The organism is Bacteroides sp. AM41-16 (assembly GCF_003603495.1).
Lineage (GTDB): Bacteria > Bacteroidota > Bacteroidia > Bacteroidales > Bacteroidaceae > Bacteroides > Bacteroides uniformis.
Window position 1 is genome coordinate 138403 of record NZ_QTNE01000001.1, and the last position, 24324, is coordinate 162726.

At 47.6% G+C, this 24324-nt stretch carries 18 protein-coding genes; 7 read left to right on the forward strand and 11 right to left on the reverse strand.

Annotated features, from left to right (window positions below; genetic code table 11):
* Positions 1-28: 28 nt before the first annotated feature.
* Positions 29-733, forward strand: coding sequence for a ribose 5-phosphate isomerase A (gene rpiA / locus DW896_RS00825; RefSeq protein ID WP_009038481.1), 705 nt, complete (start codon positions 29-31; stop codon positions 731-733).
* Here rpiA and DW896_RS00830 read toward each other — a convergent pair.
* The 3 genes from DW896_RS00830 to DW896_RS00840 are packed head-to-tail and all read right to left on the reverse strand — an operon-like array spanning position 708 to position 7230.
* Positions 708-2159: an AbgT family transporter gene (locus DW896_RS00830; RefSeq protein WP_005829063.1), complete on the reverse strand. Its 1452-nt coding sequence runs from the start codon at positions 2157-2159 to the stop codon at positions 708-710. The two genes, rpiA and DW896_RS00830, sit on opposite strands and share 26 nt — an antisense overlap.
* Positions 2152-2880, reverse strand: coding sequence for a DUF5932 domain-containing protein (locus DW896_RS00835; RefSeq protein ID WP_005829066.1), 729 nt, complete (start codon positions 2878-2880; stop codon positions 2152-2154). Before DW896_RS00835 ends, DW896_RS00830 begins: the two co-directional genes overlap by 8 nt.
* A 3-nt stretch (positions 2881-2883) precedes the next feature.
* Positions 2884-7230, reverse strand: a complete 4347-nt coding sequence (locus DW896_RS00840) for a DUF5113 domain-containing protein (protein WP_119992711.1) — start codon at positions 7228-7230, stop codon at positions 2884-2886.
* A gap of 124 nt (positions 7231-7354) precedes the next feature.
* Here DW896_RS00840 and DW896_RS00845 point away from each other — a divergent pair, with 124 nt between their 5' ends.
* Positions 7355-8293 (forward strand): ribose-phosphate pyrophosphokinase, encoded by a 939-nt coding sequence (locus DW896_RS00845; protein ID WP_005829068.1) that lies wholly within the window; start codon positions 7355-7357, stop codon positions 8291-8293.
* A gap of 92 nt (positions 8294-8385) precedes the next feature.
* Here DW896_RS00845 and DW896_RS00850 read toward each other — a convergent pair whose 3' ends face one another.
* The 5 genes from DW896_RS00850 to DW896_RS00870 all read right to left on the reverse strand — a co-directional run bounded on the left by DW896_RS00850 (position 8386) and on the right by DW896_RS00870 (position 14530).
* The gene (locus tag DW896_RS00850) at positions 8386-9549 is read right to left on the reverse strand and encodes a phosphatidylinositol-4-phosphate 5-kinase (RefSeq protein ID WP_057087589.1); all 1164 of its coding nucleotides are present in this window, start codon (positions 9547-9549) and stop codon (positions 8386-8388) included.
* 74 nt (positions 9550-9623) lie between these two features.
* Entirely contained in the window at positions 9624-10913 is a 1290-nt protein-coding gene (locus DW896_RS00855; RefSeq protein WP_119992713.1) for a pitrilysin family protein, read from the reverse strand.
* A gap of 12 nt (positions 10914-10925) precedes the next feature.
* Entirely contained in the window at positions 10926-11681 is a 756-nt protein-coding gene (gene kdsB, locus DW896_RS00860) for a 3-deoxy-manno-octulosonate cytidylyltransferase (RefSeq protein WP_016273726.1), read from the reverse strand.
* 82 nt (positions 11682-11763) lie between these two features.
* On the reverse strand, positions 11764-12129 hold the full coding sequence (locus tag DW896_RS00865; RefSeq protein ID WP_016273725.1) for a 2-amino-4-hydroxy-6-hydroxymethyldihydropteridine diphosphokinase: 366 nt from the start codon (positions 12127-12129) through the stop codon (positions 11764-11766).
* A 70-nt stretch (positions 12130-12199) separates the two neighbouring features.
* Positions 12200-14530 carry a transglycosylase domain-containing protein gene (locus DW896_RS00870; RefSeq protein ID WP_005829073.1) on the reverse strand — a complete coding sequence of 777 codons (2331 nt, stop codon included), beginning with the start codon at positions 14528-14530 and terminating at the stop codon, positions 12200-12202.
* Between the two features lie 615 nt (positions 14531-15145).
* Here DW896_RS00870 and pyrB point away from each other — a divergent pair.
* The 5 genes from pyrB to glyA all read left to right on the forward strand — a co-directional run bounded on the left by pyrB (position 15146) and on the right by glyA (position 19324).
* Positions 15146-16093 (forward strand): aspartate carbamoyltransferase, encoded by a 948-nt coding sequence (pyrB, locus tag DW896_RS00875; protein ID WP_005829081.1) that lies wholly within the window; start codon positions 15146-15148, stop codon positions 16091-16093.
* 26 nt (positions 16094-16119) lie between these two features.
* Entirely contained in the window at positions 16120-16584 is a 465-nt protein-coding gene (gene pyrI / locus DW896_RS00880; protein WP_005829083.1) for an aspartate carbamoyltransferase regulatory subunit, read from the forward strand.
* Positions 16581-17147 (forward strand): flavin reductase family protein, encoded by a 567-nt coding sequence (locus DW896_RS00885; protein ID WP_005829084.1) that lies wholly within the window; start codon positions 16581-16583, stop codon positions 17145-17147. The genes pyrI and DW896_RS00885 overlap by 4 nt, the downstream gene beginning before the upstream one ends.
* Positions 17148-17170: 23 nt before the next feature.
* The gene (locus DW896_RS00890) at positions 17171-17941 is read left to right on the forward strand and encodes a porin family protein (protein ID WP_008663573.1); all 771 of its coding nucleotides are present in this window, start codon (positions 17171-17173) and stop codon (positions 17939-17941) included.
* Positions 17942-18043: 102 nt separating this feature from the next.
* Complete coding sequence (gene glyA / locus DW896_RS00895) at positions 18044-19324, forward strand: serine hydroxymethyltransferase (protein ID WP_005829088.1); 1281 nt, start codon at positions 18044-18046, stop codon at positions 19322-19324.
* A gap of 105 nt (positions 19325-19429) precedes the next feature.
* On the opposite strand, the gene DW896_RS00900 is transcribed toward glyA, so the two are convergent.
* The 3 genes from DW896_RS00900 to DW896_RS00910 form a co-directional block, all read right to left on the reverse strand.
* The gene (locus DW896_RS00900; RefSeq protein ID WP_119992715.1) at positions 19430-21100 is read right to left on the reverse strand and encodes a formate--tetrahydrofolate ligase; all 1671 of its coding nucleotides are present in this window, start codon (positions 21098-21100) and stop codon (positions 19430-19432) included.
* An 88-nt stretch (positions 21101-21188) separates the two neighbouring features.
* Positions 21189-21863 (reverse strand): ABC transporter ATP-binding protein, encoded by a 675-nt coding sequence (locus tag DW896_RS00905; protein WP_119992717.1) that lies wholly within the window; start codon positions 21861-21863, stop codon positions 21189-21191.
* A gap of 19 nt (positions 21864-21882) precedes the next feature.
* Entirely contained in the window at positions 21883-24303 is a 2421-nt protein-coding gene (locus DW896_RS00910; protein WP_117748783.1) for an ABC transporter permease, read from the reverse strand.
* Positions 24304-24324 lie beyond the last annotated feature (21 nt).

Here is a 24324-nt window from a genome sequence, read left to right on the forward strand (position 1 = left end):
AGAGTAATAACAACTAAATTTTAAAGAGATGGAATGGGAAAATCAGTTGATACAGGAATTGCAATGGTCAAATAAAATCAGCAATAAGGCGAGTAAGGAATTGGTAGCCCAGGAGATTGCCGGACTGGCCAAAGACGGTGATGTCATAGGAGCAGGCTCCGGCTCTACCGTTTATCTCACTTTGTTTGCATTAGCTCAACGAGTTAAACAAGAATCTTTGCATATAGAAATCATTCCGGCATCTGCCGAAATTTCGATGACATGTATACAGCTTGGCCTGCCGCAAACTACTCTGTGGAATAAGCGTCCGGATTGGACATTCGACGGTGCAGACGAAGTGGATCCGCATAATAACCTCATCAAAGGACGTGGTGGAGCCATGTTTAAGGAGAAGCTCCTAATTAAAAGCAGTGGTAAGACTTACATCATTGTCGATGAGAGCAAGCTTGTCAGCAAACTGGGGAGCAAATACCCCATACCGGTAGAAGTATTTCCACATGCTCTCTCCCATGTGGAAAACGAGATACGCTTATTGGGAGCTTCAAAAATCAGCCTACGTCTTGCAGAAAGAAAAGACGGTCCGGTATTTACCGAAAACGGTAATTTCATTCTTGACATTCATCTCAGCAACATTGTTCCTGATTTGGAACAGAAACTGAAAGCCATTACCGGGGTTATCGAAAACGGGCTGTTCATCGGTTATGATATTACAGTCCTAATGGCAAACCGCTGATGTACCAAAGTACAAATAAGGCAGTCCATGCCAATAGAATGACTAAAGAATATCTCCAAGTATACTTCAGCAGTGAACCATAAGTGGATTGCCTATCATATTGCTGCATATAGGTCAAGACAAGTGGCATGTAGAACATAAAAGGTGTTATGGCATTTGTTGCACTGTCACCTATACGGAACGCACATTGGGTCATATCCGGCGAAATGCCCATACTTGCCAATACCGGAACAAAAATGAAAGACATGAAAGCCCATTTAGCTGTGGCAGATACCATAAAGAGATTGACCAGCGCCGTAAAAAGAATGAAGAGAATCAATATCCATAAACTACTCAAAGAGGCGGAGGACAGCAGATTAGCGCCTAAAATGGCAATGCACTTGTCCAAGTGGGAATATTCAAAACAAGCAAACATCTGTGAGGCAAAGAAAGCTATCACAAAATAAACGCCCAGCAGTTTCATCGGCTGCGTAAGTCCTTCTATCACATCACCGTCCGTACGGTATCGGCCGGAGGCAAAACCATAGACCATCCCCATCAAACCTATTCCAAACGAAAGCAAAAACAGAATACCGACTATAAACGGAGAACGAATCAACCCACCATTGACACTCCGCAATATCCCCCATGAAGAGAATGTAGCCCACAGAATAATGGCAATATACAGCAAGCCTGCAAATACAGCTCCCAACATAGCTCTCCGTTCCTTGCGGGACAGTTGTTTGTAGCCATTAAAATGAATATCCCCTGCATACATTCCCAAGTGCGGCAACAAGCTCCTGCGGGTAATATGATTAATGATGAATGCAAGCAGGAACGTGGAAACAAAGAGAAAATAATAATTGCACAGCGGTCCAGTCTGCCCCGGAGCAATATTCATCCTATCAGCCGCTTCTTGCGTTACAGAGGCAATCATGGGGTCTAATGTACTCAAAAACACATTAGCGCTATAGCCACAAGAGACTGAAACATAAGCTGTAATTATACCTCCAATGGGGTGCAGACCGACGGACTGGAACAAAGTTGCAGCTATCGGCAACAGAATGATATATCCTGCATCTCCCACTATATTGGACAACAGTCCTAAGACAATAACCAGCAGAATAATGCGCCAAGGATCACGTGGACGTCGTACCCCCCTGCGAATACATGCATCGATGAAACCCGAATGCTGTGCCACCCCTATTCCGAACATAGCCACAATCACCAGCCCTAACGGAGCGAATCCCGTAAAATTGGTTATGACATGGCGCAGCAGCCAGCGTATGCCCTCCGGACTCAGCAGGCTCTGCACCCGTATTACTTCTCCAGTCTGCGGTTGCAGCACGCTCAGGCCATAGACATCGAATATCCATGAAAGGAGGATGACTGCCAGCGTCAGCAGGAAGAACATCGTAGCGGGATGTGGCATTCGGAGTTTACTCATCGTCGGCTTCCAGATTGTCTATATTCAGGATTCGAAGTTCCAATGCACGCACCACCAGACGAGTGGCATTCACCCCCACCCGTTCACTAGGCGGGAAAAGACGGCCGACCAAGTCATTCTGCCGTTTCTCCAGCGACTTGACTCCAAAAGGCATTCCCCTAAGATTGGCAATCATTTCTTTGGTATAGCCCAGTGCCAAATGACGGAGGAAACGCTCGTCATACTCATCAATATCATAGCTTATGATTGCTTCCTGACGTTTTGCATCATTTAGGACAGATTTCTTGAAGCGTTCCACTATCTTCTCCAGTATCGGATAGTTAAAGACCAGCTTCTTGCCGTCCATCACTGCCTGCACATCGGTTTTGGTCAGCAACTCTCCGGTTTTCAGGATAATGCCGTCGGCACCGGCTTCAAGTACGTCCACCCATAACTTCTCATTCAATATTTCTCCCGTGAATATCAGCACATGTACTCCCGGATAACGCTTGAAGATATTCCGGCAGATGTCCACCCCGATTGTGGTCGAACCTCCCAGTCCCAAGTCCAGCAGAACAAGATCCGGCACGCCGGCTTCAATCAATGTCCAGAACTCCTGCTCAGTCATAGCAGTACCTATTACCTCCGCATTGGGAATTTCATGGCGGAAAATCTCTTCCGTCCCTTTCAGCTCCAACTTGACATCTTCAACGATGATTACTTTAAATTTTTTGTCTTCCATATTTCATTTTTTCGGTAGCGTAAAATATATTGTAAAACCTCCTTCCTTTCCCGGTTCGGCATTGATACGGCATCCCCGGCGTCCGGCAAACTCGTCATGGTCGCGGATAATCTGCTTGCACACCAGATATTCCGTACCATACAGTTCTCCTTTCTCACCGGCCGTCATGCGGGACAAGTCGGGATAGAACAATTGGTTCAATTCTTCACGGGTCTTTTCCCTGCGCATATCTGTAAACAGAAAACGTATAAATTCCCCATCTTCCCGGGCCGACAGACAGACAGCTCCATCCAGAGTTACGGAGCAAGCCTCGTCTATCAGGTTTTCAAGCAGGAAACGCAACTGGTTCCAGTCACCGGTAATCCGTCCTTCCAACAGTTGTATCTTAAAATCAATATGCGCCTTGTTTCCCTTATACACTTTGCGGAAATATTTCCCGGCAGTAGCCATAAGTTCCGGCACAGATATTGTCGCACGCCTGAAAGTCACCTCTTCCAACTGGCGGGAAGCGCATGAACTGAGTGTCGTAAAGATACCTTTGTAATACTCTATCAATTCGCTGATGGCAACCACCGTTTCCCGCTCCTCCGCTTCTGTCTGTTTGCCGGACCGCAGTTTCCCTATCAGCTGCTTTATCTTGTTCGGATAATAAATCGTTTCATGCTTGATGGTCGAGAGACAATTATCCAGCACCATGTTCTGTACATGCAGCAAACTGTCTTCCCAGGAAGCTCGCCGGGCTTCATCTTGAGCCACTTCGATGTCCCGGTATTTCGTAGCCAACTTAACCACTGCATTGAAGATTACAATGGAGACATAACGGGCTATCAGTTCCAAAAGCAAATGGTCGGTCTCCTGCTCCGTACCTTCCCTGCGTTCCAGACACAGCACACCTATGCAACGACACATATTTCCCGCATCCACAACAAGCGGCAATGTTTGTATACCCTTTTCCGATATGTACTCTTGCTGCTCAAAGCAATTCTCCATATATTTCCTCCAGATAGGCAACTCGTCCACGGCGGTATCTTCCACTGGATTGGAAGTGTATTCCAGCTTATGTGTAGTCTCGTTGTATACAGCTATGCTTAACCGGTCGATACTCAAAAGTTCGTTCACTGCATCAAAAGCGGAACCTACAATCTGCCGCGGGATTTCCTTCAATGTATCCTCCTCACGCTGCAACATTTCCTCCGTATCCGAAACCGGCAACAAGGAGGCATTGAACACCTTTCCATTAATTTCCAGTACTTGCTCCAGATTCCAGCGGTTCACCAGACGTTTACGGAAGTAGAGTATGTAATATCCCAACAGCAATACGAACAGCAAAATCACCGCCAGCAAAATGCCCACCATCTTGTTGTTGGTGGAACGCTCCAGCTGCCGGCAATATTCTTCCAAGGATTGGTCTTCTCCCAACAGTTTGTACAAGGTGGTGTAGGCAGCATTATTATAACTATAGTCATCCCATTGCTTCAATGCAAGAAATGAGACTGCCGCTTCATTCCTGATATCCAGAATTACATGGAAATCCGAATTGAACATCTGGTTCCACCAATCCAGTTCCGCAGGCGTCCCGTCTCCGGTCAGCGTCATATAGCGATGTATAGGATGGGCGTATTGCTTGTAATGTTCGTTCAGGCAATACATTGCCGAATCTATGTATTGTAAAGCCAGTTCGTATTCTCCGTCTACATTGCAGTAATAAGCTTCATTGGCATAATCGGAGGCTTCGTCCAGCAAAGCTTCGTATTCATTCTGTGCAAGCAGTGCCAAAGAATCCGGTAACACCTCTCCGGAAGCAGGCTGTTCCACAGCATGCCGGCAGGATGACATGCACAAAGACAACACGACGAGCAACACCGACACGGACTTACGGATACCCGCAGGCAGACGGAAATAAAAACGGCTGCCTTTTCCCAGCCCGCTCTCCACATTGAACAGACAGACCTTGAACAAATCATTCGTCTTGCGATATTTTTCAATGATGCCCTTACAGTTCATCAGTCCAAAGCCACTTCCTTTGTTCTTCCTCAATTCCTCCTTGTCGGGAGCGTCACTCATACCGATGGCTTTCGAGTCATATACTTTTTCTCCCACGATGCGGGCTACATCTTCCGGTGACAATCCACAACCATTATCCTCTACCGAGATTTCCACGTAATCCTCCTCCTGCCGTGCATATACTTTCACCATACCGCCCTGAGGGGTATATTTACGGGCATTCTCTGCCAGTGTATTTATCATAAACAATGTAAGGGCTTTGTCTGCCTTCACCCGGATATCCGTAGGCTGCACCTCCAACGACTGTCTCTTCATCTCGAATGTACGGCTTCCTTTCCTGAGCAGCTCGAAAAGTTCATTCAATTCGAACGTCTCTATGTTCAGGCTAAGGCTTCCTTGCTTCATCTTTATCCAAAGGGCAAGAATATCATTGTATTCGTTGATGGTAGTAACCAACTCGTCGATATACTGGTATTTCTCCTCCTTTATCCGTTCCTCTTTGATGAATCCTTTTTGAGTCAGTTTCTGCACTTCGTTGATGATACGGTCTATGTACGGATGAATCCCGTTGACAATAGCCATACATGCTTTCTTTATCAGATTTTGCCGTTTGTTCCCCGCGATGTGCTGCTCGTAAATGTAGCGTTGCTTTTCCAGTCTGCGGCGCTCATCCCCAAGGGAGATGGACGTCATGCCGTTGTCGATTGCCCATTGGATATAGGGGGTTATCACCCGTACCATCGCCTGCTCATCCTTGCTCATCCGACGCGGGAACACTAATTGCCCGTTGTCTATGCGGATGTCCTTCACTCCAAACAGCTTTTCCAATTCCGGGCAGACAGCCGTCCGGATAGAGTCGATGATTTCCTCCTCAGTCTGTGCATCTGCCGGAATGGATGCCGTTATCTTCTGACAGATATCCAGCATCAGCTGCAGACGGCGGAGATGCACTCTGTTCCGGTCTTTGGAACGCTTGTTGAAAAACCAGAAGAAGAGGGATACAAGCACGAAGCCCACAATGACCAGTGACAACACGACGTTGAGTTGCCCCGCCTCCTTTTCCAATGCCTGATAGCGGCTTTCCAGTTCTTTATCCTGGCGTGTATCTTCAAGGATATCCAGGTAAATATTGCGGTTATAGTCTGATTTTTCTTTCATTCCGAGTCCTGCATACGAAACGCTCAACTGTTCACGAATACGTGAAATCCACTCGGGCACGGTTTTCAGTTTCTGCTCCATCCATGCCTTCTCCGCACAAATCGTATCTCGACGGTCAAATGCTTTCAGCCAGTCCAAACTATCGTGGCAGTCATAGAAAAGGCGGTGATGGTCATTTACACATTCCAGAGCAAGTTTTAGCGTGTCAAGAGCTTCTGTATAGTGACTGTGGGCATTCAGGTATTTGCCGATAGATACATATGCACCTGCTATCTGATACAAATCCTTGTATTGGCTGAATTTTTGCAATGCCAACTGCCCCAGACGCATGGGAAGCAGCGAATCTACCGGTACTCCAAAACGTGTCAAGGCATGGGAGCGGCGGTCTTGAAAAAATGCGTAATTATCCGGTGAAGCCATCAAGTTGGCAAGTCCCTGCACTCCATTGCCCTCAAAGTAAAGATAGCCCTTGCGCGAAGCCAACTGCCATGCGGTATAGAGCTCATCAAATTCTCTCAGTCTTCGCTCATCCGGTGTCTCACCCTCGCATAAGGCAGCAGAACCTTTGATGTAGTGATAATACAACAGCTGATTGGTATCTGCCAGCAACTCTTGTTTTTTAGTAACTTCATTAATAGAGGCTACAGCTTCCGGACGCTGTTGCAAATAATAATAATACACAGCAGATACAATATAAAATTCCGAACGGGCATAATTCAAACGCATTTGCTCGTGTTGGTCCACAAACAGATTGTCATCCTCCGCTATTCTTTTCATACGGTGCAAGGCACTATTGCGATAATCGTAGAACTCCTTGTTCAACGCCGTCCGCTGATAAATCTTCATCAAACCGATGTCGGCAATAAGGAGTTCCAGTTCATTCTTGGTCAGATTATAGACATCCATATGAAACTTTTCGGCCTGCTCAAAATCCATGCGCATAAAAGCACAAAAGCCCAGATTATTGGATGCTTCCGCTTTTCCTTGTTTATAGAGGCTGACTTCACGGTAGGCCCTTGATGCCGCATGGCAGGATGAATCCAGGTTTTTATAACGAAAAGCATAAGCCACCTGGTTTAGAGAGTCGATAAGGCGTACTTCCTTCATGGGTGCCGTTCCCATACACGAAACCATTGTTGTACAAAGGCACAACAACCCCGCAAACCATATAAAAGAAAGTCGTTTCATAAAGCAAAGCTACGAATAAATCCGGGAAAGAAAAATAATTTTTATACAATAACTCTTGTTTTATGTAACGGGAAATTCCTACCTTTGCATGCAAATTAACAAATAGGTAACATCTATTACACAAATGAGCGAAAAAGCACCCTTTATGGTATTCTCCGGAACAAATTCGAGATACCTTGCAGAGAAAATCTGCGCTAGCCTTGATTGCCCTCTGGGAAAGATGAACATCACCCATTTTGCAGATGGTGAGTTTGCAGTCTCTTATGAGGAATCTATCCGTGGCTCGCATGTATTCCTGGTTCAATCAACCTTCCCTAATTCTGACAACTTGATGGAACTTCTGCTGATGGTTGATGCTGCTAAAAGAGCATCGGCAAAAAGCGTTGTAGCCGTTATCCCCTACTTCGGTTGGGCACGTCAGGACAGAAAAGACAAACCCCGTGTTTCCATCGGCGCTAAGCTGGTGGCCGACCTGCTCTCTGTTGCAGGTATCGACCGTCTGATTACGATGGACCTTCATGCAGACCAGATTCAAGGTTTCTTCAATATTCCGGTGGATCATTTGTATGCATCAGCAGTATTCCTCCCCTATATTGAATCCTTGAAACTGGAAGACTTGGTAATCGCCACCCCGGATGTCGGCGGTTCAAAACGCGCCAGCACATTCTCCAAATACCTCGGTGTACCCCTGGTATTGTGCAACAAGACACGCGAAAAAGCAAACGTGGTTGCCACCATGCAAATCATCGGTGATGTAAAAGACAAGAATGTAGTATTGGTAGACGATATTGTAGATACAGCAGGAACCATTACCAAGGCTGCCAACATCATGCTGGAAGCAGGAGCCAAATCTGTCCGTGCCATTGCCAGCCACTGCGTAATGTCCGACCCTGCTTCTTTCCGTGTACAAGAATCCGCACTAACGGAAATGGTATTTACTGATAGTATCCCCTACTCTAAAAAATGTGACAAGGTTAAACAGTTGAGCATTGCCGATATGTTCGCCGAAACCATCAAGCGGGTGATGAACAATGAATCAATCAGTTCACAATACATTATCTAACCGCTCCGCGGTTAGAAATTAAAAATTAAAGGCTGCGCGGTTCTGAAGTGAACATTGCGCAGCCTTTAATTTTTAATTTCTAATTTTTAATTCTAATTCTCCAGCCTTCCCATCTTGTAGGTTCCTTTTCGTATCACCTTTCCGTTCTTGTCTGTTTCTACAAACGGACCGTGTTTCTTGCCTTGTTTGAAGAAGCCTTCATAACGGTTTCCGTTCTTGTCCTCCTGGATACCGCTACCTTCTTCCATACCGTTCACAAAACCGCCTTTATATTTGGTTCCATCGGTCTGAATCAGGGTACCTTGGCCGTTGAACTTATTGTCTTTCCATTCACCTTCGTAAGAGTCACCTACATTCCATTTGTAAGTACCGTATCCGTCACGTTGGTTATCTTTCCAATTACCTTCGTAAACGGCGCCGCTTGCCCACGTAAATGTGCCGTGGCCTTCCTGCTTTCCATCCTTGAAGCTGCCCACATACTTGTTGCCGCTGGCATGGTAATAAATGCCCTCTCCGGTACGTTCACCTTGAACATAAGAACCTTCGTAACGGTCGCCGGTATGGAAAAAGTAAATACCTTTGCCATGCTGCATGTCGTCCTTCCAGTCACCTACGTATTTGTCACCGTTGGCATATTCAAAAGTTCCTTTACCGTCCCGGACATCATTTTTCCACTCTCCGTCATATTTGGAACCGTCATTCCAGGTCAGTGTTCCTTTGCCGTCTTTCTTGTCATTCTTCCACGAGCCTACATACTTGGAACCGTTCTTCCAGGTATACGTTCCTTGGCCTTCGCGTTTATCATTCACCCAGTCGCCCTCATAAATATCACCATTGTAATAGTACATGGTTCCTTTACCGTGCTGGTAATCCTGAAACCACATGCCGTCATAACGGTTGTTATTCATAAAATAGTAGATACCCCTGCCATGCTGCTGGTCTTGAAACCATTGCCCCTCATACTTTTCACCGTCGGGAAACATATATGTACCGTAGCCTTCACGCTTGCCCTTCACATACTCACCCTCGTAGACGTCGCCGTTCTTGAAAACGGTCTTCCCCTTTCCATTGGGCTTGCGGCCTTTTATTTCACCAGTATAGACGGCCCCGTTATCTTTGAACGTATAGGTACCTATCTTTATCTCCGAAGAGAATGTATTTTTCACTTTATCGAAAAAGCCGCTTTTTTTTTCCTGGGCAGTGGCTCCACCTTGGCATAAGAAAGCCAGAATGAGTGCAGTATATAGATATTTCATTAATTGATAATTGATAGTTGATAATTGACAAAGGTAGGATTTATCCGGTAAAATGATGCGATAACTCCCGCTTTTTATGACATTTTTTTGCCGCACACTATTTCTTTTAATTTCTCTTTGCATAAATGCCGCCCTGCAAGTTCACGGATTTCTTGTGGAGTAACCTCCTTGACAGCATCCAGTGCTTCGGCAAAGTAGGTATCCTGCAAGCCCGATACCTGCACAAAAATCCAGGCATCTGCCAGCGAGAATGCAGATTCATAACTACGGCACATGTCTCCCAACATATAGTTCTTCACCATGGAAAGCTCTCCATCGGAAGCCAGCTCGTTCTGAAGGCGGTCTATTTCATGATAAACCTCACCGATAAGAGGCTCCACAAATTCGTTGGCGGCTTCGGCACTGACCGCCAACACTCCCTGCCCCGGATAGGGCATGATGGCTGCGGAGATACCGTATGTGTATCCTTCATCTTCCCGGATATTGGACATCAGGCGACTGCCAAAATAACCCCCGAACAGTGTGACCAGTACGCGGGCCTTCAAGTAGTCCGGATGATTACGGTCCAGGGAAAGCATGCCCATACGGACGGCACTTTGCAGGGCGTCCGGACGTTCGATGAAGATACGTTTTCCGGAAGCGGTAACCGGATGAAATTCTGTCTTCTCCGGTTTGCGGAAATCCGTACCGAAAGCCTCGCAGCCAAACAAGGACTCTATCCGGCGGATGCAATCGTCGGTAACCTTGCCCGAGAGGTAGATGCTGCAATTATTGGAATGATAATAACGGTCATAAAACTCGCGTAGCACCGCAGGAGTGATGCGCCGATAATCCTCTTCCTGCACCAGACGTCCGCCGGGATGCTGCCCGCCGTACAGAGCCTTCACCAATCCGCGGTGCGCCAGAAAGTCCACCTTGGAAGAGTTGACAAGAAACTGCTGGATATTGTTGTCTACAATCACTCCCAGCTCTTTCTCGGGAAATACCGGCTCTTTGACGATAGACTCCAATATGTCAAGCGTTTGGGGAAGGTATTTATTCAGAGAATAAAGGGTGACATAGGCATACTCGGATGCACTGGACAATTCCAGCCAGGCTCCGTAATAGTCCAGCTTTTCCGCTATCCGGGCGGCATCGTAGCGTCGGGTGCCCTCGCGAAGCATGCGGTTCGTAAACAACGCCTGCAAGGGCTGTTTCTGTTGCCATCGGCCGCCTGCCATGAGGAGATCGATACGTGTCACTTCATTGTCACCGGCATTGAGCACGCTCAATGGTACGCCATTAGGCAACTTGATACGTTCCGGCCTTTGCACCACCAGTTGTTCCGGTTCGAGAATCCGGGGTTGGTCACTTCGGTTCAGCATGGGCTTTCTAGTTTACAGCCCATGGCTTTTAAGAAATTCTTCTGCCCGTTCCAAATCTTGAGGAGTATCTATGCCGATAGTTTCCACATCCGTGATACCTGCTTTGATAGTGTATCCGTTTTCCAACCAACGAAGCTGTTCCAATGATTCGGCAATCTCGAGGGATGACTGCGGAAGGGCGGTTATCTCTTTCAGTACCTCTACGCGATAGGCATAAAGGCCGATATGCTTATAATACGTATGGTTCTTCAGCCAGTCTTCCTTCGCCGCATTGCGCTGGTAGGGAATGATGGAACGGCTAAAATAGAGGGCATTCCTGTTTTTGTTGAGCACAACCTTCGGAGAGTTCACATTTTCCAGTGCCTCGAAACCATTATCTACCGTAAAGGGTTTCACCAGAGTGGCTATCTGGGTGGCCGGATCGTCGAAACATGCTTTGACGGCTTGTAACTGCGAAGGCTGGATGAAAGGCTCATCCCCCTGGATATTCACCACGACATCAAACTGTCCTCCTATTTTTGTACAAGCTTCCTGACAGCGGTCGGTGCCGCTTTTATGTTCGGTGGAAGTCATTACCACCTTTCCTCCGAATGCTTTTACTGCGGCTTCAATACGCTCATCGTCCGTAGCCACGTATGCATCGTCCAAGATTCCTGCCACTTGCTCGTATACTCGCTGTATCACGGTTTTTCCACCTAACACCGCCAATGGTTTGGCTGGAAAACGCGTAGATGCGTAACGGGCAGGTATGATTCCTAAAAATTTCATTTTCAATCTTCGTTTTTTAAAATGAGAGTGTATCCGAAAGTGTTCATATACTATCGACACATCTCCTTATATTCTTTATTAATTATAACAGTTGTTTCAATCCTCGCAGGATATAATCACGTTTCAAATCTTTTGGCTTATAGACAGTCCCGTCACAAGACAACAAGTCTATATCCAGCCGTACAATTTCCTGCTCCTTCTCCTCGGGCTTCCTTCCGGCTTCCCGTTCGATGGCTTTCAGGCAGGCGGTGACTTCCTCTACCGGATTATCGGAAGCAAAGCATGCCACCTGATTAGAGAACAGATTCGGACGGTGAAAGAACAAAGGTGCCGTCTCCTCCTCTTCCGAGAAACGTATTCCCGAAAAAAGTTCCGTCAAGCGTCTGCGAGCCAGTTCCATGTTCTCCCTCCGCTGCTCGTTGCTCCCAATACTAATCGTATAATCCATTTTTTAAGGTGAAAGGGGAAAAGGTGAAAATTGAAAGTTTACCTTTCCACTTTCAATTTTCACCTTTCAACTAATTAAACAGTTCGTCGAGTCCCTCTATCGGTTCTTCTATATGGGTGTCTCCTTCCAGATTCACATCATCCTTGCACGGGTCATAGCCTTCGGGCAACTGGAATGTTTCATTTTCATCATATCCCAGAGATTTGTCACCGAGCACTTTCACCATGTATTTGGTCCAGATAGGCAATGCCATGGAAGCACCTTGTCCGTGAAGCATCGTATCGAAGTGGATGTCGCGGTCCTCACCGCCCACCCAGCAACCGGACACAAGCGAAGGCGTGAAGCCCATAAACCAGCCGTCGGCATTGTAGTTCGTCGTTCCGGTCTTGCCGCCCATGTCGGCTTTCACACCCAGACGGCGCACACGGCCTCCGGTACCTTCGTTGACAACGGCACGCAGCATGACCAGCATCTTGTAAGCGCTGGATACACTGATGACTTCCTGCATTTCGGGAGCAAAGGTTGCCAGCACGTTTCCATCATTGTCCTCGATGCGGGTCACGAACAGCGGAGCTACCCGGATACCCTTGTTGGGGAATGCGGTATAGGCACTTACCATCTCGCCGACGGAAATCTCGCACGGGCCCAGACAGAGTGAAACGGAAGGTACTATATCACGGTTGCGGACACCGAAAGTATGTATAAGACGTTTCAGATTATAGGGATTCAGTTTACTCATGAGATAGGCCGTAATCCAGTTGTCCGAGTTTGCCAGCCCCCACTTCACAGTCACCATGTCACCAATCAGCTTTTTGTTGGCATTACGCGGCGTCCACGGTTTTCCGTTTTCATCAATCAGCGTGTATTCCACGTGGCGCACTTCGTCGCAGGGAGAAAAACCGTTCTCCATAGCCAATGTATAAAGGAAAGGCTTGATGGTAGAACCTACCTGGCGGCGTCCCACCATGGCCATATCGTACTGGAAGTAATGGTAGTTCGGTCCGCCTACGTATGCCTTGACATGTCCGCTGCGCGGGTCCATGGACATGAAACCGGCACGAAGGAAGAACTTGTAGTAACGGATGGAATCCATCGGGGTCATAATGGTGTCTTTCTCCCCTTCCCAACTGAATACGGACATCTCCTCCGGGGTATCGAAGGCTTTCTTTATTTCAGCTTCGGTGGCTCCGGCTTTCTTCATAATGCGGTAGCGGTCGGACAACCTCATGGCACGTCCCAGAATCTCGTCCACCTGCTCCTGGGTCAGACGGAAGGTGTAGGGAGCTTTCTTGGCCCCTTTCTTTTCCTTGAAGAAGTAACCTTGCAGTTCCTTCAGATGCTCTGTCACGGCATCCTCGGCATACTGCTGCATACGCGAGTCGAGCGTGGTATAGATTTTCAGCCCGTCGGTGTAGAGGTTGTATTTGGTACCGTCTTTCTTGGTGTTCTTTTCGCACCATCCAAAGAGCGGGTTGTTCTCCCAGTCGAGTGAATCCTCGTAGTATTTCTGCATCTGCCAACCGCGGTAGTTGGCCTTGTCGGGCTTCTTGGCGGTGAGCACGCCGCGCAGGTATTCGCGGAAATAAGTGGCCAACCCTTCCTTGTGGTCCACACGGTTGTACTTCAGTTTCAGAGGCAATGCCTGGAGGGAGTCGCGCTCGGCTTCCGTAATATATCCCGCTTTCCGCATCTGGTCGAGCACCACATTGCGCCGTCCGCGGGAACGTTCATTGTAGCGCACCGGATTATAGAGAGACGGATTCTTGCACATGCCCACCAACGTAGCCGCTTCCTCAATCTTCAAATCTTTCGGTTCGCAACCGAAGTAGGTAAAGGCAGCAGTCTTGATGCCTACCGCATTGTTCAGGAAATCGAACTTGTTGAGATACATGGTGAGGATTTCCTCTTTTGTATAGTAACGCTCCAGCTTTACGGCAATCACCCATTCGATGGGCTTCTGGAACAGACGTTCCATCACATTGTCGGCACTGGGAGAATAAAGCTGTTTGGAAAGCTGCTGGGTGATGGTACTGCCACCGCCGGCATTCTTCTGCATCAGGATACCGCGCTTCACTACGGCACGCGTCAGGGCGTAGGCGTCAATGCCCGAATGTTCGGCAAAACGTACATCTTCCGTAGCTATCAAGGCGTTGATGATATTGGGCGACAAATCATTGTATCCCACAAACACGCGGTTTTCCTTACTATAGGAATAAGTACCCAATACTTTTCCGTCCTCGGAAAAGACTTCTGTGGCAAATTTGTAATTCGGATTTTCCAGGTCTTCCACCGGAGGCATATAGCCTATCCAGCCCTTGGCTATGGAAAAGAATATAAAGACACACACCAGCGAAATCAGTGCGATGAAAATCCATAGGATTTTGACGACTTTCCTTATCATGTTTCAGTTGCTAAAATCAAAGTTCAATAATAGGGCAAAGGTACGGAAATATATTGGATGTGCCTATGCTTTTTATATCTTTTTCAGGATAAGATTTCCGGCATCCACAAAAAAAACGCCCGTTTATTTTAATGGAAACTCTCAGTGAAATGCAAAACGATTGCAAAACAATTAGAAAACTTGAAGAAAAAATCGGAAAGGAAAAATACATCGTAATGAGCTATAATACAGATTGGGACAACGAAAACTTGCCCTCGCGCGCGTAAGAGGAGATAAGATAAGAAGAGAAGAGAAGAGAAAAAACGACGTTGTCGTTAAAAAGAACGACGGCGACGGCGTAAAGAGATACCACACTTCACTGTCCGGAATGCCATACTTCGACAAGGCAAACGCCGCACTTGACTAAGGCAAATGCCACACTTGAACATTCGCGAAATGCGGCATTTACTTTGTCGAAGTGTGGCATTTCGGATGATGAAGTGTGGCATTCCGGACAACAAGCCACACGGTTAAAAAAACAGCCCATATTTCGCAAAAAACTTCCCCGCATATTTCCGTAGCCCGCATATTTTCCGTAACTTTACACTCTCGAAAAGTATAAATGAATTCAACGATATGGAAAACAGAAGTTTAGTCACCATTGCCGAGCATAGCCGGGAAAAAATCCTCTATATGCTCGAGATGGCGAAAGAGTTTGAAGCCCATCCCAATCGGCATATATTGGACGGGAAAGTAGTTGCCACCTTATTTTTCGAGCCTTCCACCCGTACACGCCTCAGTTTCGAGACTGCCGCCAACCGGCTTGGAGCACGTGTCATCGGGTTCAGCGACCCAAAGGCCACCAGCTCATCCAAGGGCGAGACGCTGAAAGACACCATCAAGATGGTAAGCAACTATGCCGACATCATCGTGATGCGCCACCACCTCGAAGGGGCCGCACGCTATGCCAGTGAAGTCACCACCGTGCCCATTGTGAATGCCGGAGACGGTGCCAACCAGCATCCCTCACAAACCATGCTCGATCTCTACTCCATCTACAAGACACAAGGCACACTGGAGAACCTGAATATCTTCCTGGTCGGCGACTTGAAGTATGGCCGTACCGTCCACTCCCTGCTGATGGCCATGCGCCACTTCAACCCCACTTTCCACTTCATCGCTCCCGACGAGTTGCGGATGCCCGAAGAATACAAAATTTACTGCCGCGAGCACAACATCAAGTACGTGGAACATACGGACTTTACGGAAGAAATCATTGCTGATGCCGACATCCTCTACATGACCCGTGTGCAGCGCGAGCGCTTCACCGACCTTATGGAGTACGAGCGGGTGAAGAATGTCTACATCCTGCGCAACAAGATGCTGGAACATACCCGTCCCAACCTGCGCATCCTGCATCCGCTGCCCCGTGTCAACGAAATAGCCTATGATGTGGACGACAATCCCAAGGCATACTATTTCCAGCAGGCACAAAACGGACTGTATGCCCGTGAAGCTATTCTGTGCGATGTACTGGGCATCACGCTGGATGAGGTGAAAAAGAGTAAAGGAGTAATTCAGTAGAATCGTCTAATAACAAATATTTCAAGATGTTAAGCGAAAAGAAACAAGAATTGCAGGTTGCTGCTCTGGAAAACGGCACTGTAATAGACCATATACCCTCCGAGAGACTGTTTACCGTAGTCTCCCTGCTCGGACTGGAACACATGAGCAACAATATCACTATCGGCTTCAACCTCAAGAGCAAGAAGCTGGGCACGAAAGGCATCATCAAGATTGCCGACAAGTTCTTCTGCGACGAAGAGATAAACCGTATCGCCGTGGTGGCTCCCAATGTAAAACTGAACATTATCCGCGACTATGAAGTGGTGGAGAAACGCGAAGTCCGCCTGCCCGAAGAGCTGCGCGGAATCGTGAAATGCGCCAACCCGAAGTGCATCACGAACAATGAGCCTATGCCTACGTTGTTTCATGTCGTGGATAAGGACAATTGCGTCATCAAATGCCACTACTGCGAAAAGGAGCAGACCAGAGAAGATATTGAGATTATATGAAAGAAGACTGGAAACCCGGAACCATGATTTATCCGCTGCCCGCCGTACTGGTGAGCTGCGGAAGCACTCCGGAGGAATATAACATTCTGACTATCGCATGGACGGGGACGATTTGTACGAACCCGCCCATGTGCTACATCTCCGTACGCCCCGAACGCCACTCCTACGACATCATCAAGCGGAATATGGAATTCGTCATCAACCTCACCACGAAAGATATGGCACGGGCCACGGACTGGTGTGGCGTACGCTCCGGAAAGGACTACAACAAATTCGAGGAAATGCATCTGACACCGGGGAAAAGCACCGTAGTCAGCGCGCCTCTTATCGAGGAATCACCGCTTTGCATAGAATGCCGGGTAAAGGAGATTATGGCTCTCGGTTCGCACGACATGTTTATAGCGGATGTGGTAAATGTACGTGCCGATACCCGTAATCTGAACCCTGAAACCGGCAAACTGGAACTGGCGGAAACGAATCCGCTGGTCTATGTGCACGGTGGATATTATGAGCTGGGAGAAAAGATAGGCAAATTCGGATGGTCAGTAGAGAAAAAGAAGTAATAATGCGATAAAGGTTTTAAGAGATGGAGTTGCGACGAATCTTGATGGGCTTATATCTGTTGGCCTTCCCCGCCATGATGTGGGGACAGACTCCGGTTGTGCCCGGTACTGCCGACGAAGAGCATTCCGGACACCGCAAGGAAACTCCGGTCAATTTCGGTTTCAAAGGCGGTTTCACCTCTTCCTTGTTCCTTGTATCCCAGTTCAGCGTCAACGGAGTGCCCATCGACGAAGTGCAGAACAATTACAAGATAGGATATTTCGGCTCCCTTTTCATGCGGATAAACTTCGATCGCCACTTCCTGCAACCGGAAATATCCTACAACATCAACCGGTGCAACATCACCTTCGAGAAACCTCTGCCCGAAGACGCCGCATCAGGAGCCCGGCTGGAGGAAGCCTCCATTACATCGTCCATCCACAGTATAGACATCCCCGTCATCTACGGATACAACTTCATCAAGGAGGGGCCGTACAGCCTTGCCGTCTTTGGAGGACCCAAAGTGCGCTATATATGGGACAGGAAAAGTGACATCGACTTCGAGAATTTCGACCAGGTGAATATCCGTGAAAGGCTGCGTCCGCTCAATCTCAGTTTCACCGTCGGCGTATCCGTCACCATCTCACGCGTCTTTTTCGACTTCCGTTACGACATGGGGCTGCATAACATCTCCAAGAGCGTGACATACGATATTCCGGCCGACAACAACGCTGCAGACGAAAACACGAAAAACGAAATCCGTTTTCACCGCAGGGACAATGTGCTGAGTTTTTCTTTCGGAGTGTTCTTTTGACAGTAAATTTCTTCCTTTTCTTTCAATTTATTCATTTATTTCCCGTAAATTTGTGCGCTTAATAAGAGAACACAGATTTATCAAACTTATCTAATAAGCAGAATGAAAAGAGATGATTTAATTTTCGAACTTATCGAAAAAGAACACCAACGTCAGCTCAAAGGCATTGAACTGATTGCATCAGAGAACTTTGTAAGTGACCAGGTTATGCAGGCAATGGGCTCCTGCCTCACCAACAAGTATGCTGAAGGATACCCCGGCAAGCGTTACTATGGTGGTTGTGAGGTAGTGGACCAGAGTGAGCAGATTGCCATCGACCGCTTGAAACAGATCTTCGGCGCAGAATGGGCCAACGTACAGCCGCACTCCGGTGCACAAGCCAATGCAGCCGTATTCCTCGCCGTGCTCAATCCGGGCGACAAATTCATGGGACTGAACCTTGCACACGGCGGTCACCTCTCCCATGGTTCACTGGTCAACACTTCCGGTATTATCTATACTCCCTGCGAATACAATCTGAACCAGGAAACCGGACGTGTGGACTATGACCAGATGGAAGAAGTTGCCCTGCGCGAGAAACCCAAAATGATTATCGGCGGCGGTTCTGCTTATTCCCGCGAATGGGACTACAAGCGCATGCGCGAAATCGCGGACAAGATAGGTGCCATCCTAATGATTGACATGGCTCATCCTGCCGGACTGATTGCAGCCGGTGAACTGGATAACCCCGTGAAATATGCCCACATCGTGACCTCCACTACCCACAAGACTCTGCGTGGTCCTCGCGGTGGCGTTATCATGATGGGTAAGGACTTCCCCAACCCCTGGGGCAAGAAAACTCCGAAGGGAGAAATCAAGATGATGTCCCAGTTGCTGGATTCAGCCGTATTCCCCGGTATCCAAGGTGGTCCGCTAGAACATGTCATCGCAGCCAAAGCCGTTGCCTTCGGCGAAATCCTGCAACCGGAATGGAAAGAATATGCCAAGCAGGTGAAGAAAAACGCCGCTGTCCTGGCACAAGCCTTGATAGACCGTGGCTTCACCATCGTTTCCGGCGGTACGGACAACCACTCCATGCTGGTAGACCTGCGCAGCAAATATCCCGATTTGACCGGTAAGGTTGCCGAGAAGGCGTTGGTATCTGCCGACATCACCGTAAACAAGAACATGGTTCCGTTTGACAGCCGCTCGGCTTTCCAGACTTCCGGTATCCGTCTGGGTACTCCTGCCATCACAACCCGTGGTGCCAAGGAAGACCTGATGCTCGAAATTGCCGAGATGATTGAAACCGTTCTGTCCAACGTAGACAACGAACAAGTCATCGCAGAGGTACGTGCACGCGTCAATGCGAAGATGAAAGAATACCCGCTGTTTGCTTATTAATAAGCAAACAGAATTAAAAATTAAGAATTAAAAATTAAAGGCTGCGCAATGTTCGCTTTGAACTGCGCAGCCTTTAATTTTTAATTCTAAACGCGCTCCGCGCGTTTAGCTCAGCCCTTCTATATTTCCGTCCACAATATCAATGTGTTCGGCTTGTGGTTTCTTGGGTAATCCCGGCATACGGAGAATTTCACCGGCGATGGCTACAATCATTTCCGCACCGTTATTGACCACAATATCCTTGATGTGGAACTCAAAGTTGTTGACTGCACCGTATATCTTCGGGTCGGCAGAGAAGGAGTACTGCGTCTTGGCGATACAGACGGGGTAATGGCTGATACCCATCTGCTCTATCAGTTTGATAACCTTGCGGGAGTGGAGACTGTAAGTCACTACGCTTGCCCCGTAGAGGTTGCAGGCTACCTTTTCTATTTTACGTTCCACGCAATCGCTCTCCTCGTAAGTGAAGGTCAGCGGTTCGGATGGTTTGTTCTCGATAGTATCTACTACCAGATTGGCAAGGTCAACGGCTCCCTCTCCTCCTTTGGCAAAGGCGTTGTTCACGGCAAAACCTACCTCGAGCTTTTCTTCGCAATGGCAGCGGATAGTTTCCACCTCCTCGTCCGTATCACTGGCAAAACGGTTGAATGCCACGATGACCTGCTGGCCGAATGAACGCAAATTGCGTATATGCTTGTCCAGATTGCCGAAGCCCTCTTTCAGTCCTTCCATATTGGGTTCCTTGATGCGGTCCAGACTGACGCCGCCATGCATCTTCAATCCTTGTGCGGTAGCAACGATTATCGTCAACTTGGGCTGTAGGCCGCTCTTGCGGCACTTGATGTTGTAGAACTTCTCCGCACCCAGGTCAGCCCCGAAACCGGCTTCCGTCACTACATAATCGCCGAATGTCATCGCCATTTTTGTGGCAAGAATGGAGTTGCAACCATGGGCAATATTTGCGAACGGTCCTCCATGAACAAAAGCGGCAGTACCTTCGGTAGTCTGTACCAAGTTGGGATTGATGGCATCTTTCAGCAGAACAGTAATGGCACCGGCTACTCCTAACTCCTTCACAGTAAATGGAGTACCATCAAAACGAAATCCCAAGATAATGTTTTCGATACGGCGGCGGAGGTCATCAAGGTCTGTTGCCAAGCAAGGAATGGCCATAATTTCGGAAGCCGGAGTAATGTCGAAGCCCGACTCCTCGGTAATGCCGTTAGTGCTCGGACCCAATCCGGTGACAATACTGCGCAAGGAACGGTCGTTTACATCGAGTACACGCCGCCAGATGATTTCTTTCAGTCCGAAGCCGTCCGCCTGATGTTGGTACAAGTAATTGTCGAGTAATGCGGAAATCATGTTGTGTGCCGAAGTAATGGCGTGAAAGTCGCCCGTAAAGTGCAGGTTTATCTTCTCCATGGGCAGCACCTGGGCATATCCTCCACCAGCGGCACCGCCTTTCATGCCGAAACAAGGACCCAAAGAGGGTTCGCGCAGAGCGACAATTGCCTTTTTGCCTATCTTGTTCAGTCCGAGTGCCAGACCGATGGATACGGTTGTTTTACCGATACCCGCCTTTGTCGCAGTAATTGCCGTCACCAGTATCAGATTACTTTTCTTCACCTTCTCTTCATCAATCAGATGAGTGGGAATCTTGGCTATGTATCGTCCATAGTTCTCTACCTCATCACGTGGGATATCCACACTTTCGGCAACCTGCTTTATCTTCTTCAGCTCTATGCTGCGGGCTATTTCAATGTCCGATTTCATACAGAGTCTTTTCTTTAGATAACAACTTTAATGTTTTGAAAGTTGCAAAAGTACGAAAAATCCCCGATTATTCCATCTGTATTTGATACTAAGAATAGCTTTCCGTCAGTATACATCCATCCATCATCCGGACAATCCTTCCCGCTTCGCGGGCATTCTCCTCCGAGTGAGTCACCATCACCACAGTGGCGCCTTCACTGTTCAGTTCTTTCAGCAACGCCATCACTTCGTTGCCGTTGATAGAATCCAGGTTACCCGTAGGCTCGTCGGCAAGAATGAGATGGGGATTGGTAACAATGGCACGGGCAATGGCAACGCGCTGTTGCTGCCCCCCCGAAAGCTGCTGCGGATAATGCTCCGTGCGGTGTGCAATCTGCATCCGTTCCAAAGCACAATTTACACGCTCCACACGCTCGCGAACGGGGACTTCGGCATAAAGCAGAGGTAATTCTACGTTTTCAAAAACCGTCAGTTCGTCTATCAAGTTGAAACTCTGGAAGACGAATCCGATGTTTCCATTACGTAAGTCTGTACGACTGTTCTCCGAGAAGCGGGACACCTCCTGCCCGAGGAACCAAAGTTCGCCCGATGTCGGATTGTCCAGCAATCCCAGTATATTCAATAAGGTGGACTTGCCGCATCCGGACGGCCCCATGATTGCCACAAACTCGCCCCGATTGATTTCAATATTCACCTCATTCAAGGCTGTGGTCTGCACATTCTCCGTGCGGAAGATTTTACTGAGTCCGATTGTCTTTATCATATATCTTTATTTTATGTTATCATTCATATCTCAATGATTTCACCGGATTCTGCGACGCCTTTCTCCATGTCTGCCCAATGACCGTCAGCAAAGCAATGCCTGCAATGACAGCACCCACTGCCACGAATAGCCACCAGCTGATTGGTGTCTGGTAGACAAACTCGCTGATCCAATGCCGCATGAAGAAATATCCCAAAGGGCAAGCTATGATGAAGGCAATCCCCACCCACTGCAAATATTCGCGGCAGAACATTTTCACGATACGGTCGGAATGTGCACCGTTCACTTTACGGATGCCAATTTCCTTGGTCCGTTGCTCTGTAGAGAGGGCAACCAGGCCAAACACTCCCATCATGGCTATGACGATGGCAAGCACTGTGAAGAACAGCAACATCTTGCTCTGCTGTTGCTCTTTGGCGTAGTTCTTGTTTAAGGCATCAGAAAAGAACTGATAACGAAATTCTTTCATAAAAAGCGGTGCCATCTCATCAAATTTCTGCTGTATGAATTTCAAAGTCTCCTTCTTGTTTTCGGGAGAGATTCTAATAAAAAGATATTGCATCTGTTCAGGTGAATAAAAGATAAAAGCAGGCCTTATCTTCTCACGCAAGGACTGGAAGTTGAAATCCTTCACCACCCCTACTATCCGATAATTAAAATGCCCCCACCAAGTATCCGTAAGGCGGAATTCCGTTCCGATAGGATCTGCCACCTTCATAGCCTTCCAGGCAGACTCATTGATTACGACGGTACGCTGTAGAGCGCCTCCACCCCAGTAGTTGTCATAATCTGCCTCCAGCGATTCCCCCTTTATCATCTCCAGGTTGAAAACCTTTATGAAATCATCGTCTGCAATGATAGGCACCATTTTCAAAGTATTCACCTTTCCATCCATATCTATCCATTCCGCTTCGCCCCCCTCTTTCTTTTCTCCGTTTTCATACAGATTTTCTATCGGGCTTCCCATTGCCACACTCTGCACATTGGGATTCTTCAGAATTTCCTGCCTAAAGTCATTGACATTGTACCACAGATTGGTATAGACCGTCACTACATTTTCTTTGTTCAAGCCCAAGTCCTTATTCTGCATAAAATACAGTTGCTTATAAACCAACATCGTAGCAAGCATCAAGGTGATGGTGATGATGAACTGTACGCATATCAGGCCTTTCAGCATCCCTCCCTTCTTACCGGTTTTCTTGCCCCCCTTGAATGCTATCAGCGGATTGACGGATGAAAGGTAGAATGCCGGATAGCTGCCTGCGACACACCCTATCCCAACAATGCCGAACAGGACATAAAGCACGACACTCCAACTCAAATTCAGTGATACTTCAGTACCCATTGCCTCATTGAAAAGAGGAAGCATCAGTTCCGTCAGAGCCAAAGCCAACCCCAAAGAGATGACAGCCTGCACCATACCTTCGGACAAGAACTGTGTAATCAACGTCTTGCGCTTGGCGCCTGTCACCTTGCGCACCCCTATCTCTTTGTAACGCATGGATGCCCTTGCCGTAGAGAGTGTCATAAAGTTGAATGCCCCCATAAAAATGACCAGGACAGCCAGTCCGATAAACAAATAGATGCTTGCCATACTGCCATGATTCTTTACATTGGGATCGGCAAAGTTTGTCTTCAGGTGAATATCCTTGATAGGCTGGAAACGAATCAGTGTATTCTTGTCTCCAAGCTTGGAAAATACCCGGCTCATCTCGCTGTGTTCTTTCGCATACATCTTTCCTGCATCTCCAAGTTTCATCTTGACGTAGACATGCTGATCCTCACGGAAAGTGTTACGATCGATACCATATGCTTTTGCAAAATTATCAAGGTCACAGAGTATATCAAAATAGATATGGCATTTGGAAGGAATCTTCACGACTGCCACCACTTTCTTTGCTTCCCAGCCATATAAATCGTCAGCCACTTCTTTCAATTTCTGCCCGATTGCCGCCGTGGCGCTGCCAAACAGTTTAATCGCCATCTTCTCGGATAACACAATGTAATTACCCTTTTTCATATCAGTAAGGTTACCCGCCATTACTTCAAATGGAAAAACTTGAAAAAAGGCCGTATCCGTATACACACGATATCCTGAAAGACTTTTTCCTTCACCAGTCTCCATGCTCCCTTCTCCGATATACTTGATGGCAGTGGCAGCCTCTACTTGTGGGAAGTTTTCTTTGAAGATTTCAGGCAAGGCGAGAACAGTACTGGATGACTCTGTTATTTCACCGGTTTGCTGCCGGACAACTTCTACTACCCGATAAATGCGGTCGGTATCGGGGTTATAATCTTCATAGGTCAGTTCGTTCACCACCCAAAGATAAATAAGAAATGCCGCCGCCATACCAAACACAAATCCCAGCATGTTGATGAGAGAAAAAAGCATGCTCCGTTCGATAAGACGGAGCGCCACTTTGATGTAATGTTGTATCATACCATTCTACTATTTTACAAT

Bases quoted from the DNA above. Each gene is read 5' to 3' on its own strand.
- rpiA (WP_009038481.1), top strand. From the start codon at position 29: ATGGAATGGGAAAATCAGTTGATACAGGAATTGCAATGGTCAAATAAA.
- DW896_RS00830 (WP_005829063.1), bottom strand. From the start codon at position 2,159: ATGAGTAAACTCCGAATGCCACATCCCGCTACGATGTTCTTCCTGCTG.
- DW896_RS00835 (WP_005829066.1), bottom strand. From the start codon at position 2,880: ATGGAAGACAAAAAATTTAAAGTAATCATCGTTGAAGATGTCAAGTTG.
- DW896_RS00840 (WP_119992711.1), bottom strand. From the start codon at position 7,230: ATGAAACGACTTTCTTTTATATGGTTTGCGGGGTTGTTGTGCCTTTGT.
- DW896_RS00845 (WP_005829068.1), top strand. From the start codon at position 7,355: ATGAGCGAAAAAGCACCCTTTATGGTATTCTCCGGAACAAATTCGAGA.
- DW896_RS00850 (WP_057087589.1), bottom strand. From the start codon at position 9,549: ATGAAATATCTATATACTGCACTCATTCTGGCTTTCTTATGCCAAGGT.
- DW896_RS00855 (WP_119992713.1), bottom strand. From the start codon at position 10,913: ATGCTGAACCGAAGTGACCAACCCCGGATTCTCGAACCGGAACAACTG.
- kdsB (WP_016273726.1), bottom strand. From the start codon at position 11,681: ATGAAATTTTTAGGAATCATACCTGCCCGTTACGCATCTACGCGTTTT.
- DW896_RS00865 (WP_016273725.1), bottom strand. From the start codon at position 12,129: ATGGATTATACGATTAGTATTGGGAGCAACGAGCAGCGGAGGGAGAAC.
- DW896_RS00870 (WP_005829073.1), bottom strand. From the start codon at position 14,530: ATGATAAGGAAAGTCGTCAAAATCCTATGGATTTTCATCGCACTGATT.
- pyrB (WP_005829081.1), top strand. From the start codon at position 15,146: ATGGAAAACAGAAGTTTAGTCACCATTGCCGAGCATAGCCGGGAAAAA.
- pyrI (WP_005829083.1), top strand. From the start codon at position 16,120: ATGTTAAGCGAAAAGAAACAAGAATTGCAGGTTGCTGCTCTGGAAAAC.
- DW896_RS00885 (WP_005829084.1), top strand. From the start codon at position 16,581: ATGAAAGAAGACTGGAAACCCGGAACCATGATTTATCCGCTGCCCGCC.
- DW896_RS00890 (WP_008663573.1), top strand. From the start codon at position 17,171: ATGGAGTTGCGACGAATCTTGATGGGCTTATATCTGTTGGCCTTCCCC.
- glyA (WP_005829088.1), top strand. From the start codon at position 18,044: ATGAAAAGAGATGATTTAATTTTCGAACTTATCGAAAAAGAACACCAA.
- DW896_RS00900 (WP_119992715.1), bottom strand. From the start codon at position 21,100: ATGAAATCGGACATTGAAATAGCCCGCAGCATAGAGCTGAAGAAGATA.
- DW896_RS00905 (WP_119992717.1), bottom strand. From the start codon at position 21,863: ATGATAAAGACAATCGGACTCAGTAAAATCTTCCGCACGGAGAATGTG.
- DW896_RS00910 (WP_117748783.1), bottom strand. From the start codon at position 24,303: ATGATACAACATTACATCAAAGTGGCGCTCCGTCTTATCGAACGGAGC.